This is a genomic window from Burkholderia sp. MSMB1589WGS (assembly GCF_001636105.1).
In the GTDB taxonomy this organism is placed as follows: Bacteria; Pseudomonadota; Gammaproteobacteria; order Burkholderiales; family Burkholderiaceae; genus Burkholderia; species Burkholderia humptydooensis.
In genome coordinates, this window is sequence record NZ_LNJT01000008.1 from 2,506,132 (window position 1) to 2,522,142 (window position 16,011).

Here is a 16,011-nt window from a genome sequence, read left to right on the forward strand (position 1 = left end):
CGCGTGGAGGCGACGCCGCCGGCATGCCGCCCGGGCTTACGCGAGCGCTCGCCGCATCGTCTGGTTCGCGCTCGACCGGTAGTCGGTCATCGACGACTTCAGCTCGCGCAGGATCGCGTGCGCGCCGGCGTCGGCGGGCGCGTCGTGAAAGCGCGCAATCCATTGGCGAAGCCACAGCGGGCTCGCGGCGAGGTAGCGGCGAATCGAGTGGCCGTCGTCGAGCCGCGCATGGTCGTCGAGCAGGAACACGCCGGTGAGCCGCGCGACGATCTTGCCTTGCCGGCCGTCCTGCCAGACGGGCGTTGCGTGATCGTAGCGGTAGTCGGCGGGCTGCGTGTGCACGAGGCAGTGCCGCAGCACGTCCGCATGCTCGCCGGGCTGGATCACGTAATGGCGGCTCGTCGTGCCGGCGAGGCTGCGCACGTCGTTGAACGCGGTCACGTCGACGACCGACGTGCCGAGCCAGTCGAGATGGATGTCCGCGGCGGAGCCGAACGACACGAGCAGCGCGCGATCGAAGAATGCGCGCAGTTCGTCTTCCGTGAGGCCGAGCCGCTCGCCGTCGCGGCACGCCTGCACGTCGAGCTGCTGCGCGGTCGCGATTCCCGAGCTGTGCGCGAAGCACTTGAGGAGCGGCAGCCGTTCGATCTGCTCCGCCCGGATGCGGCGCGCGCGCGAGCCGTCCTGATACAGCGGGAAGCCGGCCGCGTCGCGGCGCACCAGTTGCCGCTCGGTGTACGCGAGCTTCGCCGGCTTGTCGACGAGGCGCGGCAGGATCAGCCGCTCGTAGATCAGTTGCGATTCCTCGCTGAAGTAGAGGCCGGACGGGTCTGCGTTCAGCGCGAAGCGGTTGTGCAGCATGCTGGCTTCGATCACGGTTTCGCCGTCGTCGCGGCGGCCCGAATGCGTGATCGCGAGCAGGCGCAGCGGCGTGTCGCGCTGCGTCTGCCGGGACGGACGCAGCGTCGGATCGGCGGCGATCTGCGCGACGAAGCCGTGGAACAACTGCGCCATCCCGTTCGACAGCTTGAGGCCGAGCGGGTAGTTGGTGGTCGGCGTGCTCGGCAGCACGACCCAGTCGACGCTCGCGATCGCCGCCGCCAGCTCGTCGGGCGCGACGTCGCGGCGCATGGGCGGCTCGCTCGCGTCCGCCGCGGCCTCGAGCACGGTCCACACGGGGCCGCAAGCCTTGCGCGACGCATTCGAGCGATCGCGCAACTCGAGCGTGAGCTCGCGCAGCGCGTGATAGAGGAGCGCCATCGTCGCGCTGTAGCGCGGGCTCTGGCGCAAACCGAGATTGACGACGTTGCTGTAGTCGCTGTTGTATCGGCAAGGAATCCCGGCCAGATATTCGAGGCAGCGCAGCGGCAGTGGCTTGAACTGGTCGACGCGCACGCCGTAGCTTGCGTGCTCGCGCGTCACGGTCTTGCCGGGGCGCGCATAGTCTTCGAGCGCGCGGTCGTACACGTCGATCGAATAGCCGCGCGGCACGAGCAGCTCGCGTGCGAAATTCAGCGCCTGCGGAATCTGGATGTAGCGCGCGATCAGATATTCGTGATCCTCGTAGCGGTCGAGCTCTTCGACGAACGAACGAATCGTGACGCCGAAGCTGCGCGCGGCCGTCAGCACGTGCTCGGCGAGCGCGGCGGGATCGGTCGGCAGCGATTCGGCGCTCGCGAGGTGCGCGGCGAGCCGGTCCTCGAGCTTGCGATACGTGTCGACGATCGGCCGCAGCGCGTCGAGGATCGTGTCGGCCGACACGAGGCGCTCGTCGGCTGGATAGTGCGCGAGCGCCGCCTCCGCCTGCCGGAACAGCGCGACGTCGGGGCGCGGCATGCCGAGTTCGTCGCGCAGCGTTTCGGCATCGACGATGCCGATGCCGCGGCGCTCGAGCTCGAGCCGCAGCCAGCGCACCTGATCGCCCGTTCCGCATGCCTTGCGCACGCCGCCCGGCACGCGCGCGTCGAAGACGTTCAGCGCGTCCTCGAGCCCGACGCGGATGCCGTCGAGATCGAGCGCGATCGCGACGTCGACGAGCAGCGCCTGGAACGGGCCCGGCAGCAGCAGCGAGATCTTGCACGACGGGAAGTTGTCGCGGAGCTTGTCGACGGTGGGGCGCAACTGCGTCGCGGCGAGCTCGACGGCTTTCTCGTGCGCGTCGTCTGCGCCGGCTTGCAGCAGCTTCGCGATCGCCTTGCGCGTGGGCACGTCGATCAGCGAATCGTCGCTCGTGTCGCCGCTGACGGGATCGCGATGATATTGATCGACGGCGGCGACGAGCATGAACAGCACCGGAACGCCGGCCTTCACGAGCGGCGATTGATAGAGCGTGATCGAATTCTCGACGATCGTGTGGTTGAACACTTCGATCTCTGGCCGCACGCCGACGTCCGCGAAATGCGCGAGCTGATCCGCGAGGAACGCGTTCGGATTGTCGTAGCCGCCGCCCGCCTGGAACACGACGGGGCCGGGGCTGAACGACGCGACGTCGGGCGCGAGCTGCGCATGGCCGTAGCGCTTCAGGTGCGCGCGCCGCAGCGGGCTTTGCGACGCGCGGCGGTCGCCGCGCGCGCTCGTCGACAGATTCAGGATCGCCGACGGCTCCAGATCCAGAAGCTTCGGCATGATCCGGTCGTAATCGTCGAGCACGATGTGGTTGCGCTGCGAGCCGATGCTGATCGGCGCGTTCAGGCCGGGAATCGCGAGCGTCGCCTGATCGTCGGTCGCGCGCGTATGCAGGTGGACCGCCGCGGCGCCTTCGCGCAGTGCCTCGCGCGATGCGTCGACGATGCCGTTCGCCGTGATCGGCAGGTAAGGCGAGCGCGCCTTGCCCGGTTGCCAGTAGCCGGCGTCGCATATTCGCCAGCCGTTGTCGAACAGCGAATCGAGCACGGCCGCGTTGTCGGCGCGCATCCGCTCGACGCAATCCGGCGGCAGGTAGGTGTGAATCCGGTCGTGCGCCCAGCTCAGGCTGCCGTCTTCGGCGGCGGTCCAGCCGAACGTCGTGAGCTGCAGGACGATCTGGCGGACCAGATCGACCGACGACAGCCGCTCGAGCGTGGTGCGCGTGATCAGCGGCGGCTGCGCGAGCGGCGGCGAGGTCTGCGTGCGGTGCCAGACCGGGCCGTTCGGCGTCCAGCCATGGTTGCGCAGCGCATCCGGCGCCGATGCCGGTACGCCGTCGTAGTCGGTCAGATCGATCGGCGCGTCGTAGCCGTATTCGCGCACGATGCCGCCTGCGGGCACGGCCTCCCATCCGTTGACCTCGAGGGCCTTGATCGTCGCCTCGCGCTTGTCGGCGGGCAGCAGCTCGAGCAGCACATGCGGGATGAACTTCGGCTCCAGTGGATCGAGGAACTTCGGGACAGCGCCGACGGGGGCTGCGGTGATGTAGAAGGTCTTGACCATGATCGTCCTGAATTGCGTTGAAAAGTGATCCTAAATAATCGAAATCGGATGCGACATTTCATGGCGCCGCTGAATCGCCGGACCGGAGAATGTTGCGTTTCGCTGGAGGCCGGATCGAAAAACGGCTGGCCCGCGTGAATGCGGGAGGCATCTTGCCGATTAACTTCAAGATGTCTTGCAGTCATCTTACAATAAAATTACGGGATTTTATGAAAATAATTCTGTGTTGAATTTGGTGAAATTAAAATACGCGTAATTTCAATGATTGTTAATTTGTTCGGCTTGTTTGTTTCGGGTGAGCGCAGGAGTGGCTCGCTGGTTCCGGGCATTGCTGCGAGGCATGGCAGCGCTTGGCGAGATTTTTATCTCGGCCCCGGATTTCTGATTTCCGCGTGACGATAAAGCGGGGTGCGATCTTTTATGAAGATGGGAATCGGAAGAGGGGAGTTGGATTTTTAATCTGATTCGATGCGTATTTTCGCTGTTTTGTTGGAGTCGATATACGCGGTTTTTTAATTGGGAAATCCGTGTCGCGCCATGTCGCGTTCCGATTGATCCAGTGCCGCTTCGGGCGTGTTGTTGCAGCAAAGGCCGAAGGCGCGGATATAAGGGGGCGAGCGGTCCGCGTGCGCGTGGCGTGTGGTGGATTTGCTTCAGGCCGATTGGCGGTCGTAAGGCGGAAGTGCGTTGGCGTGGCTGCGAACTCGCGTCGAGCAAGCGCTGCGGACGAAGGGAATCATGCAATGCGGCTTGCGCAGGGTTCGGGAAGGGCGTGGTGCGTTTCGTCGCCGTTGTCGACGCCGAAAGGGTATGGCGGGGGGCGGGGCTTCGCGGAACGTGCGCGGCTTCGGCGAGAAAGATCCGGCATGATGCACGTCGAGCGGGCCGACCGCTACGTGTCGCGCCGGCGGCCGCATCGAACGCTTTCGAGCATCGACGCGCGGCCGGCCGCGAATGTCGCGCCGGCCGCTTTTCATACGACGGCGGGCGCCCGGGCAGGCTTGCCGCCGCGCGCGGGCGCGCCGTTCGCGACGTAGTACCGCACGTTCGCGCGTTCGAGCGGCTCGCGCTCGCGGATCTTGTCGGCGATCTTCTCCGCGATCATGATCGTCGGCGCGTTCAGATTGCCGGTCGTGATGATCGGCATGATCGATGCGTCGACGACCCGCAATCCGTCGATCCCGTGCACGCGGCCTGCGTTGTCGACGACCGCCATGTCGTCATAGCCCATCTTGCACGAGCACGACGGATGGAACGCCGTTTCCGCACGTGCGCGCACGAACGTGTCGAGATCGTTGTCGCTTTTCAGGTCCGCGCCCGGGTTCAGTTCGCGGCCGCGGAAGCGGTCGAGCGCCGGCTGGCGCATGATCTCGCGAGTCGCGCGGATCGCGTCGCGGAATTCGCGCCAGTCGAGCGCTTCCGCCATGTAGTTGAACAGGATGCTCGGATGCGCGTTCGGATCGCGCGATTTCAGCTTCACGCGGCCGCGGCTCGGTGAGCGCATCGAGCCGACGTGCGCCTGGAAGCCGTGCATCTCGATCGCATTCGAGCCGTTGTAGTTGATCGCGACGGGCAGGAAGTGATACTGGATGTTCGGCCACCGATCGTCGTCGCGCGTGCGGATGAAGCCGCCCGCTTCGAAGTGGTTGCTCGCGCCGAGGCCCGTGCCGTTGAGCATCCATTCGAGGCCGATCTTCGGCTGGTTCCACCATTTGAGCGCCGGATACAGCGACACGGGCTCCCTGCATTCGAACTGGATGTACATCTCCAGGTGATCCTGCAGGTTGCGGCCGACGCCGGGCAGATCGAGCACGACGGGAATGTCCAGCTCGCGCAGCCATTCGCCGGGGCCGACGCCCGAGCGCTGCAACAGTTGCGGCGAAGCGATCGCGCCGCTGCACACCAGCACCTCGCGGCGCGCGTGCGCGGTGACGCGCTCGCTGCCGTGCACGAACGTGACGCCCGTCGCGCGCTTGCCGGAGAACAGGATGCGATCGGCGAGCGCGTGCGTGACGATGTCTAGATTCGGCCGCGCGCGCGCTTGGTCGAGATAGCCGCGCGCGGTCGAGGCGCGGCGGCCGCGCGGCGTGACCGTGCGGTCCATCGGGCCGAAGCCTTCCTGCTGATAGCCGTTGAGGTCGTCGGTGCGCGGATAGCCGGCCTGCACGCCAGCCTCCACCATCGCTTCGAACAGCGGATTCACGCCGGGCTTGCTCGTCGTCACCGAGACCGGACCGTCGCCGCCGTGATAGTCGTTCGGGCCGGCGTCGCGCGTCTCGGCCTTCCTGAAGTACGGCAGGCAGTCGAGATACGTCCAGTCCTCGAGCCCCTTGTGCGTCGACCAGTTGTCGTAATCGAGCGCGTTGCCGCGGATGTAGCACATCCCGTTGATCAGCGACGAGCCGCCGAGCCCCTTGCCGCGCCCGCATTCCATCCGGCGATGGTTCATGTGCGGCTCGGGATCGGTTTCGTATGCCCAGTTGTAGCGGCGGCCCTGCAGCGGGTACGCGAGCGCCGCCGGCATCTGCGTGCGGAAATCGAACCGGTAGTCGGGACCGCCCGCCTCGAGGAGCAGCACGGTGACGTCCGGGTCCTCGGTGAGGCGCGTCGCGAGCACGTTGCCCGCGGAGCCCGCGCCGCAGATGATGTAGTCGAATTCGCGTGTCGTCATCGTTGCGTTCTCCTGATGCTTAGAACACCGGTTGATAGCGGCCGAGCTCGACCTGCACCGATTTGATTCGAGTGTAGTGCTCGAGCGTCGTGATGCCGTTCTCGCGTCCGACACCGGATTGCTTATAGCCGCCAACCGGCATCTCGGCGGGCGACTCGCCCCACGTGTTGATCCAGCAGATGCCTGCTTCGAGGCGATGGATCACGCGGTGCGCGCGCGACAGGCTCTCGGTGACGACGCCCGCCGCGAGGCCGTACTCGGTCGCGTTCGCGCGCGCGATCGCTTCGTCTTCCGTTTCGAACGACAGGATGCTCATCACCGGGCCGAAGATCTCTTCGCGGACGATCTTCATGTCGTCGCGGCAATCGCCGAACACGGTCGGCGCGACGTATTGCCCGTTCGCAAAATGATCGTGCGCAAGGCGCGCGCCGCCCGCGAGCAGCTTGGCGCCTTCGGCCTTGCCGCTGTCGATGTAGCCGAGCACCTTGTCGAGCTGCGCGGCGCTCGCGAGCGGCCCGAAATTCGTGTCGGGGTCCGAAGGATTGCCGATGCGGATTCGTGCGACGCGCTCGAGCACGCGTTCGACGAATGCGTCCTTCGCCGCTTGCTGGACGAACACGCGCGTGCCGTTCGTGCACACCTGGCCCGCGCTGAAGAAGTTCGCGGTGACGGCGATGTCGGCGGCGCGGTCGAGATCGGCGTCGTCGAACACGATGAGCGGCGACTTGCCGCCCAGCTCCATCGTCACTTCCTTCAGCGACGACGCGCCCGCGAGCGACATCACCTTCTTGCCGGTCTCGACGCCGCCGGTGAACGACACCTTCGCGATTCCCGGGTGCGCGGTCAGCAGCGCGCCGACCGAGCCGTCGCCCTGCACGACGTTGAACACGCCGGCGGGCACCCCCGCCTCGGTGTAGATCTCCGCGAGCTTGAGCGCGGACAGCGGCGTGACTTCGCTCGGCTTGAAGATCATCGCGTTGCCGGCGGCGAGCGCGGGCGCGCTCTTCCAGCAGGCGATCTGGATCGGGTAGTTCCATGCGCCGATGCCCGCGCACACGCCGAGCGGCTCGCGCCGCGTGTAGACGAACGATTCCGGGCGCAGCGGCACTTGCAGCCCCTCGATCGCGGTCGCGAGGCCCGCGTAGTACTCGATCACGTCGGCGCCCGTGACGATGTCGACGGCGCGCGTTTCCGCGATCGGCTTGCCGGTGTCGCGCATTTCGAGTTCGGCGAGCGCGTCGTTGCGCTCGCGCAGCAATTCGACCGCGCGGCGCAGGATGCGCGAGCGCTGCATCGCGGTCATCGCGGCCCATTCGCGCTGGCCTTCGCGCGCGGATGCCACCGCGCGATCGACGTCGTCGGCGCTTGCTTGCTGGACGCTCGCGAGCAGCTCGCCCGTCGCGGGATCGAACGTGTCGAACGTCTTGCCGCTCGTGGCGTCGGCATGGGTGCCGGCGATGTAAAGGCGTTGCAGACCGTATACGGACATAGCGGACATAGGGATCTCCTTGTGTGGGCGAGAGCGCGCGTCGCGTTACGCGCGCGGCGCGAGCAGCAGGTCGATGTAATCGTTGGCGAGCTTCAGGGCCGCCGCCGTGTCGAGCGGCTCGCCCGCGAGCGCGCCGCGCAGCCACAGGCCGTCGATCAGCGCGGCGAGGCCGCTTGCGGCTTCGCGTGCGCGCGCAAGAGGTAGTGTTTTCGCGAACTCCGCGCACAGATTCGAATGGAGTCGCCGCGTGTTGACGTGCTGCAGGCGTTTCAACATCGGCTCATGCATGCTCTGCGACCAGAATGCGAGCCATGTCTTCATCACGGGGGCGCTGATCTGCGTATCGTCGAAATTGGCGGCGACGACGGCGCGCAGGCGCGCGCGCGGCGCGTCGGGCGCGGCGGCGCGATGGCGCGCGGTGGCGGCCCACAGGTCGCGCAGCACGTGGCGCATCGTTGCTTCGAGCAGGCCGTCCTTGTCGCCGAAGTAATGGCTGACGATGCCGGTCGAGATGTTCGCGCGCTGCGCGACGGATGCGAGCGTCGTGCCGGACAGGCCAGCCTCGTCGATGGAGCGCAGCGTTGCGTCGATCAATTGGGCGCGGCGGATCTCGCGCATTCCGAGTTTGGGCATCGCGGGACCTTTGTGAGCGCGGTGGATGGCGAAGTCCGAAGGATAGCGGTTTTTTATTGATCGTTCAATCAATAAAAATATGGGACTTGATCGTTGCCGATGAGCTCGTGAGGCGGCTGGCCGGTCCGGCTTGATGTGCCGCGTTGGCCATCGGCGGGGTGTCGCGACGGCATGCGGTCGATTCGTGCTTTTGTGAAGATCGAGTGAAAGAATGTTGAGAATGTTTAAAACGTTTTAATCGTAAATTCCGGCATTGCGAATTCATGTTATAGAGCGCCGGAAATGGACGATGGGTATGAGATTGGGTATCCGTTCTGGTGCGCAACCTCCCTTGATTGGGCGGTTCGATAACGGATGAATGCGCGCGGGGTGTATGCGGATGGGGTGGAATTGGAGATTGGGCGTTTCGGAATGTTTATGGTTGGGCTTGCGAGGCGTCGGGCTTCGCGGTGCTCGGATTGACTGGGATGGGCGGTGGGACGGGCGTCTCGGCCGATGCTCGCGTGATGCGTTCTATATCACAAAAAATATTTCATTGCGATGAATGGATTAATCGGAGAAGGGTCTTTAGAGTGATTTGTTCAATGTGCGAAGGGGGCATTGATGAGTTTTTTGAGGCGAAACATTAAAAATAGTTGAGGAGGTTGTATTCAGCGTATTAGTATTAACACCGCAAAAACGCGAGCCGCCGAACGGTGATCGTGAAAGCGGAATGGCGATGGGAAGCGGTTAATCCTTCAAGAGGCGTCATGCGAGTAAGAGGCGCTGGAGACCACGGGCCGAAGGCAGCGGGATGACCGTGTTGGGCCTGGTGGGAGCGTATTGCCGGTCGGATAGGGGACGAGGCGATGCGCGGCTCCGGCGGGTGGGTAGCCGCCGCGGCGCGCGAGGCAGGGCGTGCGGATCGCGCGGGAGGGCGTGCGGCTACGTGTTGGCGTCCTGTCAAGGGCGCGGGATCAGCTCATTTGCCGAGCAGATGCGGGAGATACGCCATGCCTATCGAGAAACAGGTTGTAGCGCTGCCGAGCGGACTGAAGGTCCACGTCGAGCGTCACGTGTTCGATCCGGCCTTCGAGACGGTCATCCTCGTGAACGGCGCGCTGGCGACGAGCGCGTCGTTCGGCCAGACGATTCGCTACCTGGGCGAACGCGTGAACGCGGTGTGCTTCGATTTGCCGTACGCGGGGCAGTCGCGCCAGCACAATCCGGGCGAGTACATTCTGACGAAGGACGACGAGGTCGAGATTCTGCTGCACCTGGCCGAGCGGTTCGAGCCGAGCTTCATGCTGTCGGTGTCGTGGGGCGGGGTGGCGTCGCTGTTCGCGCTGGCGCGCGGGTGCGCGAGCGTGCGGCGGGCGGTGATCGCGTCGTTCTCGCCGTTCCTGAACGAGGCGATGACGGACTATGTGACGCGCGCGCGCGATCACATTGCGGCGGGCGAGAACCTGAAGGCGGCGCAGTTGCTCAACGACACGGTGGGGCGCTACCTGCCGCGGATCATGAAGCTGTACAACTACCGGTATCTGACGAAGCTGCCGCGCAACGAGCAGGACCAGGTGGCGTTCCACGTCGACCAGATCCTGTCGATGCAGCCGGAGCAGTATCTGCCGGAGTTCCGCCAGATCGGCTGCGCGGTGAAGTTCATCAACGGCGAGCTGGACGAGTACACGACGGCGTCGGACGTGCGGCGGCTGGCGGCGTACGTGCGGCGCGCGGAGTTCGCGACGATCCGGCAGGCGGGGCACTTCCTGGACCTCGAGGGGCGTCAGCCGCAGGAGCAGCTCCGCGCGTCGATCCTGGGCTTCTTCGGCGACGAGCGGGCGAGTGCGGCGCGCGACGACGCGCAGGACGAGACGCTCGCGCCGCTCGGTCCGCCGCTGGGCCAATTGCCGGCGCTGTCGTAGCGGCGGGCATCGGCCGTGACGCACCGGCGGGCGAGGCTCCTTCAATCAGACAGGCAAACGCGGCGCGAGGCGATGGTCAGGCACATCGGCATGACGCAGGCGTTCGTTCGGCGGCAGGCGGACGGATCCGGCCGGGGATGGACGATCCGGTTCGAACGTTTGGCGAGGCCGGATGTGCCGCCGGCTGCCGCGCGGGATGGGATGACGAAGCGATGGCGAAGGTAATCGTGACGGCGATCGGGTCGGCGGGCGACGTGCATCCGCTGCTGGGGGTGAGCCGGGCGCTGTCGGCGCGCGGCCACGAGGTGGTGTTCTGCACGCACGCGCCGTTCGAGGCGGCGGTGCGCGCGAGCGGGTTCGCGTTCGTGCCGGTGGGCACGGCCGAGGACTACGCGCAGGCGATGGCGGACCCGGCGCTGTGGGAACCGCGCACGTCGTTCCGGACGCTGTGGCGGGTGATCGCGCCGGTGGTGCGGCCGCACTTCGACGTGCTGCGCGCGCTGAGCGACGCGGACACGGTGCTGGTGGGCACGCTGTGGGCGTTCTCGGCGCGGCTGATGCAGGAGCGCTTCGGCACGCGCTACGTGTCGGTGCAGGTGTCGCCGTCGACGCTGCTGTCGGCGCACGCGCCGCCGACGCACAAGCGGCTAACGATCCCGGCGGGGTTGCCGCTGGCGGTGAAGGCGGGGCTGATGACGCTGATCGAGCGGCAGGTGCTGGACCGGGTGTGCGGCCCGGAGCTGAACGCGGCGCGGCAGGCGCTGGGCCTGGCGCCGGCGAAGCGGATCCTGGGGCGGTGGCTGCATTCGACGGACGGGGTGCTGTGCCTGTTTCCGTCGTGGTTCGCGCCGGCGCAGCCGGACTGGCCGGCGAATTGCGTGCAAAGCGGGTTTGCGCTGTTCAACGACGCGGGGCCGGCGCAGGCGGATGCGGAGCTGGAGGCGTTCGTCGCGTCGGGCGAGGCGCCGGTGGTGTTCACGGCGGGCTCGACGCGGGTGGACGGCCGCACGTATGAGCGGGCGGTGACGCAGGTGCTGCGGGCGACGGGCGTGCGGGGGATTCTGCTCGCGCCGGACGCGCCGGCGGCATGGGATGGGACGACGGGGCCAACGGCAGCGAAGACGCCGGGCGCGGCGCTGCTCAAGCGCCGCTACGTGCCGCTCGCGGCGCTGCTGCCGCGGTGCCGGGCGCTGGTGCATCACGGCGGGATCGGCACGGCGTCGCTGGCGTACGCGGCGGGCGTGCCGCAGGTGGTGACGCCGTTCGCGCACGACCAGTTCGACAACGCGCAGCGGGTGGCGGCGAGCGGCTGCGGGGTGCGGCTGGACGCGCCGGTGCGCGGCGAGCCGCTGGCACGGGCATTGGCGCGCGTGCTGGGCGACGCGGCGCTGGCCGCGCGCTGCGCCGAGGTGCGCGCGCGCATGGCGGCGCAGCCCGACGGCTGCGACGAGGCGGCGCGCTTCATCGAGCGCTTCGCGCCGGGCGTCGCGGCGCGGCAGGCGCAGCCGGCATGAGCGCGCAGGCGTTGCCGGCGGATCGGGCCAGGGCCGGCGTGGCGCCGCCCGCCGTCGCGCCGCTGCGCGGGGCGAAGCTCGCGCTGCTGACGTTCGCGCTGTCGCTCGCGACGTTCATCGAGGTGCTGGACTCGACGGTGGCGAACGTCGCGGTGCCGGCGATCTCGGGCAGCCTCGGGGTGGCGAACAGCCAGGGCACGTGGGTGATCAGCTCGTACTCGGTGGCCGCGGCGATCGCGGTGCCGCTCACGGGGTGGCTCGCGCGGCGGGTGGGGGAGCTCAGGCTGTTCGTCGTGTCGGTGCTTCTGTTCACGCTGACGTCGCTGCTGTGCGGGCTCGCGCGGGACCTGGAGGTGCTGGTGGCGTGCCGGGCGCTGCAGGGGCTGTTCTCGGGGCCGATGGTGCCGCTGTCGCAGACGATCCTGATGCGCGCGTTCCCGCCGGCCAGGCGCACGCTGGCGCTGGCGCTGTGGGGGATGACGGTGCTGCTCGCGCCGATCTTCGGGCCGGTGGTGGGCGGCTGGCTGATCGACAACTTCTCGTGGCCGTGGATCTTCCTGATCAACCTGCCGATCGGGCTGTTCTCGTTCGCGGTGTGCGCGCTGATGCTGCGGCCGCAGGCGCAGCGGGGCGAGGCGAGTCCGATCGACGTGCCGGGGATCGTGCTGCTGGTGATCGGCGTGGGCGCGCTGCAGGCGATGCTGGATCTGGGCCACGACCGGGGGTGGTTCGATTCGCCGCTGATCACGGGGCTGGCGATCACGGCGGGGGTGTCGCTCGTGTCGCTGCTGATCTGGGAGCTGGGCGAGGCGCATCCGGTGGTGGAGCTGAGCCTGTTCCGGGAGCGGACCTTCACGTTCTGCGTGGTGATCATCTCGCTGGGGATGATGAGCTTCTCGGTGGTGGGGGTGGTGTTTCCGCTGTGGCTGCAGGCGGTGATGGGGTACACGGCGTACCAGGCGGGGCTGGCGACGGCGTCGATGGGGGTGCTGGCGCTGGCGTTCTCGATCCTGGTGGGGCTGTACGCGAGCCGGCTGGACGCGCGGGTGCTGGTGACGTTCGGGTTCGGGGTGTTCGCGGCGGTGATGTGGTGGAGCACGCACTTCACGCTGTCGATGACGTTCGCGCAGGTGGTGACGCCGCGGCTGATCCAGGGGATGGGGCTGCCGTGCTTCTTCATCCCGCTGACGGCGGCGACGCTGTCGCGGGTGCCGGACGACAAGCTGGCGGCGGCGTCGAGCCTGTCGAACTTCCTGCGGACGCTGTCGGCGGCGTTCGGCACGGCGCTGAGCGTGACGTGGTGGGACAACCGGGCGACGTATCACTACGCGGTGGTGTCGCAGTCGGTGACGCGCGCGTCGGAGAACACGCAGCGGTACGTGGACGCGCTGCACGCGATGGGGCTGCACGGCGTGCGCGAGCTGAGCTCGCTGCACCAGGTGGTGCGGCAGCAGGCGTACATGATGGCGACGAACGACATGTTCTGCATGGCGAGCGCGACGTGCCTGCTGCTGGCGGGGCTGATGTGGCTGACACGGCCGAAGCGGGGCGCGGCGGCGCCGCTCGGGCATTGAGGCGAAGGCGAGCGGCGATGCATCGAAGTCCTGAGGAGGCGGCGCATCGCCGCGATGGCGAGGCGAGCACGCCGAAGCTCGAACCACGGAAGGAGGAAGGAAGAGCGATGACGACCCTGGGCGCGCTGGTGATTCTGTATGACCCGACGGACGAGCAGTTGTCGGGGCTGGAGGCGCTCGCGCGCGACAGCGATGCGCTCGCGGTGATCGACAACACGCCGCACGAGCACGCGGCGGCGCGCGAGCGGGTGCGCGCGCTGTCGGCGCGGACGAGGGTCGTGTGGCAGCACCACGGCAACCGCGGCGGGGTGGCGGGCGCGTACAACGCGGGGCTGTCGGCGCTGTTCGCGCAGGGCGTCGAGGCGGTCGCGCTGTTCGACCAGGACTCGACGGTGCCGGCCGCGTACTTCGCGCGGATGCGCGAGGCGTGCGCGCAACTGGGCGCGGGCGCGCACGCGGGCGCATTCATCGCGGGGCCGCGGATCTACGACGCGAACGAGCGGCGCTTCCTGCCGGTGCTGATGACGAGCGGCGTGACGGTGCGCCGCGTGCGGGTGGAGGGCGAGACGGGGCCGCGGCGCTGCGCGTTCCTGATCTCGTCGGGCAGCGTGATCTCGCGGGCCGCGTACGCGCGGCTCGGGCGATTCGACGAGGCGCTGTTCATCGATCACGTCGACACCGAGTATTGCCTGCGCGCGCTCGCGCACAACGTGCCGCTGTACGTGGTGCCGTCGCTCGTGCTGACGCACCGGATCGGCGCGCGGCGCCGGCACAAGGTGGGGCCGTTCGAGCTGACGGCGATGCATCACGGGTGGCTGCGCCGGTACTACGGCGCGCGCAACGCGATGCAACTGGGGCTGCAGTACGGGTTGCGGTTTCCGGTGGCGCTGGTGCCGACTCTGCTGACGCTATGGCAGGTGGTTCAGGTGGTGCTGTGCGAGCGGGAGAAGGGCGCGAAGCTGCGGGGGATCGCGCTGGGCGTGCTCGACGGCCTGTTCGGGCGGCTGGGATCGTTCGACGATGCGCGCGCGGGCGCGGCGGCGCGCGAGCCGGTGCGGCAGGAATGACCGGAGCAGGCCGGACAGAGGGATATGAGAACGAGGCACGCGTCACGAGCATGAGGCAGAGCGCAACGCAAGCGGCAACGACCGCAACGCAAGCGGCAACGACCGCAACGACCGCGGCAGGCAGCCGCGCGGCGCGCCGGCTCGCGGCGGCCGCGCTCGCGTGGGCGCTCGCCGGCTGCGCGCCGTCGGGCTTCGAGCCGGCGCTCGCGCCGCGCGCGCCGGGCGACGACGCGCTCGCGCAAACGACGGGGGCGCCGCGCACGGCGCCTGGCCGAGCCCCGACTGGGTCAGGCAGCTCGGCGATCCGCAGCTCGATGCGCTGGTCGACGAAGCGCTGCGGCAGAACCCGACGCTGCAGGCCGCGCAGGCGCGCATCGGCGTCGCGCAGTCGCAACTGCAGCAGTTCGAATCGCTGACGGGACTCACCGCGAAGGCGGGCGCGTCGCTGTCCAAGGCGCACGTGCCGCGCTCGGGCGGCACCATCAATACGACGCTGAACGGCTTGCCGGTGTCGGTGCCGCTCGTCGGCGAATCGGTGGTGTCGTCGTCGTCGCTGTTCGTCGGGCTGAACTATCAGTTGGACCTGTGGGGCAGGAACGCGGCGGCCACGCGCGGGCTGCTGTCGATGCGCGACGCGGCGCGGGTCGAGGCGCAGCAGGCGCGGCTCGCGCTGTCGGTGGCGATCGTGACGCTGTACGGCGAGCTGGACCGCGCGTATGCGCTGCGCGAGCTGCTGCAGCTCAAGCGCCGCGCGAGCGAGCAGGTCGAGGCGGTGCTGCGCGAGCGCGCGGCGCGCGGGATCGACAACGGCTACGACGCGGACGACGCGGCGCTCAAGCGCAGCAAGCTGTTCGAGCAGATCGCGCTGACCGACGAGCAGATCCAGTTGCAGAAGCTGCAACTGGGGGTGCTGAGCGGGCGCGGGCCGGAACGGGGGCTGTCGCTCGCGCGGCCGAGGCTCGCGCCGCCCGCGGACGCGCCGCTGCCGCGGCGGCTGCCGGCGGAGCTGCTGGGCCGGCGGCCGGACATCGTCGCGGCGCGGCTGCGGGTGGAGGCGGCGTATGCGACGATCGACGGCACGCGCGCGGCGTTCTACCCGGACGTGAACCTGGCGGCGCTGGGCGGGCTGTTCGCGCTCGCGCCGGCGTCGCTGTTCAGGCACGACGCGCTGGGGGGCTCGATCGGGCCGGCGCTGTCGCTGCCGATCTTCGATCGCGGCCGGCTGAAGGCGAAGCTGGGGGGCGACGTGGCGAACGCGGAGGTGGCGCTGGCGCTGTACAACCAGACGGTGGATGCGGCGCTGGGCGAGGTGGCGCGGCAGTTGACGTCGCTGTCGACGGTCGATGCGCTGCTCGGGGAGCAGCAGCAGGCGGTGCGCGCGGCGCAGCGGATGGTGGCGCTGGCGGAGGACCGGCACCGGCGCGGGATGGGGATGCGCAAGGACGTCGACATGGCGAAGCTGACGCTGCTGGACGAGCGCACGCACGCGATCGAGCTGCAGGCGCGGCGGCGGGCGCTGCGGGTGGGGCTGATCGGTGCGCTGGGCGGGGCTTCGACGCCCGGCAGGCGGACGGCGCGCCGCTGGCGCAGGCGGGCAAGCCGTTCGCGGCGGCGCCGCCGGCCGCGGCGAACGACACGCGACACGATTGATCGGGATCGCGCGGCGCGGCGGATGGCCGCGCTGTCCGCCGGGATCGATGCGCGAACGCATCGGGTACAAACGCATCGCAGGAGCCTGTCGAGGACGAAGC

General features: G+C 68.5%; 8 protein-coding genes and 1 pseudogene. 5 read left to right on the forward strand and 4 right to left on the reverse strand.

All coding sequences use genetic code 11. The features are described from left to right. Positions 1 to 36 precede the first annotated feature (36 nt). The 4 genes from WT16_RS28245 to betI form a co-directional block, all read right to left on the reverse strand. Positions 37 to 3,408, reverse strand: a complete 3,372-nt coding sequence (locus tag WT16_RS28245) for a 3-keto-5-aminohexanoate cleavage protein (protein ID WP_063534744.1) — start codon at positions 3,406 to 3,408, stop codon at positions 37 to 39. Between the two features lie 973 nt (positions 3,409 to 4,381). Next, complete coding sequence (gene betA / locus WT16_RS28250) at positions 4,382 to 6,079, reverse strand: choline dehydrogenase (RefSeq protein ID WP_006028749.1); 1,698 nt, start codon at positions 6,077 to 6,079, stop codon at positions 4,382 to 4,384. A gap of 19 nt (positions 6,080 to 6,098) precedes the next feature. After that, positions 6,099 to 7,568, reverse strand: coding sequence for a betaine-aldehyde dehydrogenase (gene betB / locus WT16_RS28255; protein ID WP_015603819.1), 1,470 nt, complete (start codon positions 7,566 to 7,568; stop codon positions 6,099 to 6,101). Positions 7,569 to 7,613: 45 nt separating this feature from the next. Beyond that, positions 7,614 to 8,201, reverse strand: coding sequence for a transcriptional regulator BetI (gene betI, locus WT16_RS28260; protein WP_063534745.1), 588 nt, complete (start codon positions 8,199 to 8,201; stop codon positions 7,614 to 7,616). Between the two features lie 992 nt (positions 8,202 to 9,193). Here betI and WT16_RS28265 point away from each other — a divergent pair. The 5 genes and pseudogenes from WT16_RS28265 to WT16_RS28285 all read left to right on the forward strand — a co-directional run bounded on the left by WT16_RS28265 (position 9,194) and on the right by WT16_RS28285 (position 15,910). Continuing rightward, positions 9,194 to 10,105, forward strand: a complete 912-nt coding sequence (locus WT16_RS28265) for an alpha/beta hydrolase (protein ID WP_006029873.1) — start codon at positions 9,194 to 9,196, stop codon at positions 10,103 to 10,105. 212 nt (positions 10,106 to 10,317) lie between these two features. Beyond that, complete coding sequence (locus tag WT16_RS28270) at positions 10,318 to 11,619, forward strand: nucleotide disphospho-sugar-binding domain-containing protein (RefSeq protein ID WP_063534920.1); 1,302 nt, start codon at positions 10,318 to 10,320, stop codon at positions 11,617 to 11,619. Further along, complete coding sequence (locus tag WT16_RS28275) at positions 11,616 to 13,193, forward strand: DHA2 family efflux MFS transporter permease subunit (protein ID WP_063534746.1); 1,578 nt, start codon at positions 11,616 to 11,618, stop codon at positions 13,191 to 13,193. Before WT16_RS28270 ends, WT16_RS28275 begins: the two co-directional genes overlap by 4 nt. Before the next feature lie 107 nt (positions 13,194 to 13,300). Next, entirely contained in the window at positions 13,301 to 14,260 is a 960-nt protein-coding gene (locus WT16_RS28280; RefSeq protein ID WP_015603761.1) for a glycosyltransferase family 2 protein, read from the forward strand. A gap of 50 nt (positions 14,261 to 14,310) precedes the next feature. Then, positions 14,311 to 15,910: pseudogene (locus WT16_RS28285) on the forward strand (efflux transporter outer membrane subunit). Positions 15,911 to 16,011: the final 101 nt, after the last annotated feature.

Bases quoted from the DNA above. Each gene is read 5' to 3' on its own strand.
- WT16_RS28275 (WP_063534746.1), top strand. From the start codon at position 11,616: ATGAGCGCGCAGGCGTTGCCGGCGGATCGGGCCAGGGCCGGCGTGGCG.
- WT16_RS28265 (WP_006029873.1), top strand. From the start codon at position 9,194: ATGCCTATCGAGAAACAGGTTGTAGCGCTGCCGAGCGGACTGAAGGTC.
- betA (WP_006028749.1), bottom strand. From the start codon at position 6,079: ATGACGACACGCGAATTCGACTACATCATCTGCGGCGCGGGCTCCGCG.
- betI (WP_063534745.1), bottom strand. From the start codon at position 8,201: ATGCCCAAACTCGGAATGCGCGAGATCCGCCGCGCCCAATTGATCGAC.
- WT16_RS28245 (WP_063534744.1), bottom strand. From the start codon at position 3,408: ATGGTCAAGACCTTCTACATCACCGCAGCCCCCGTCGGCGCTGTCCCG.
- WT16_RS28270 (WP_063534920.1), top strand. From the start codon at position 10,318: ATGGCGAAGGTAATCGTGACGGCGATCGGGTCGGCGGGCGACGTGCAT.
- betB (WP_015603819.1), bottom strand. From the start codon at position 7,568: ATGTCCGTATACGGTCTGCAACGCCTTTACATCGCCGGCACCCATGCC.
- WT16_RS28280 (WP_015603761.1), top strand. From the start codon at position 13,301: ATGACGACCCTGGGCGCGCTGGTGATTCTGTATGACCCGACGGACGAG.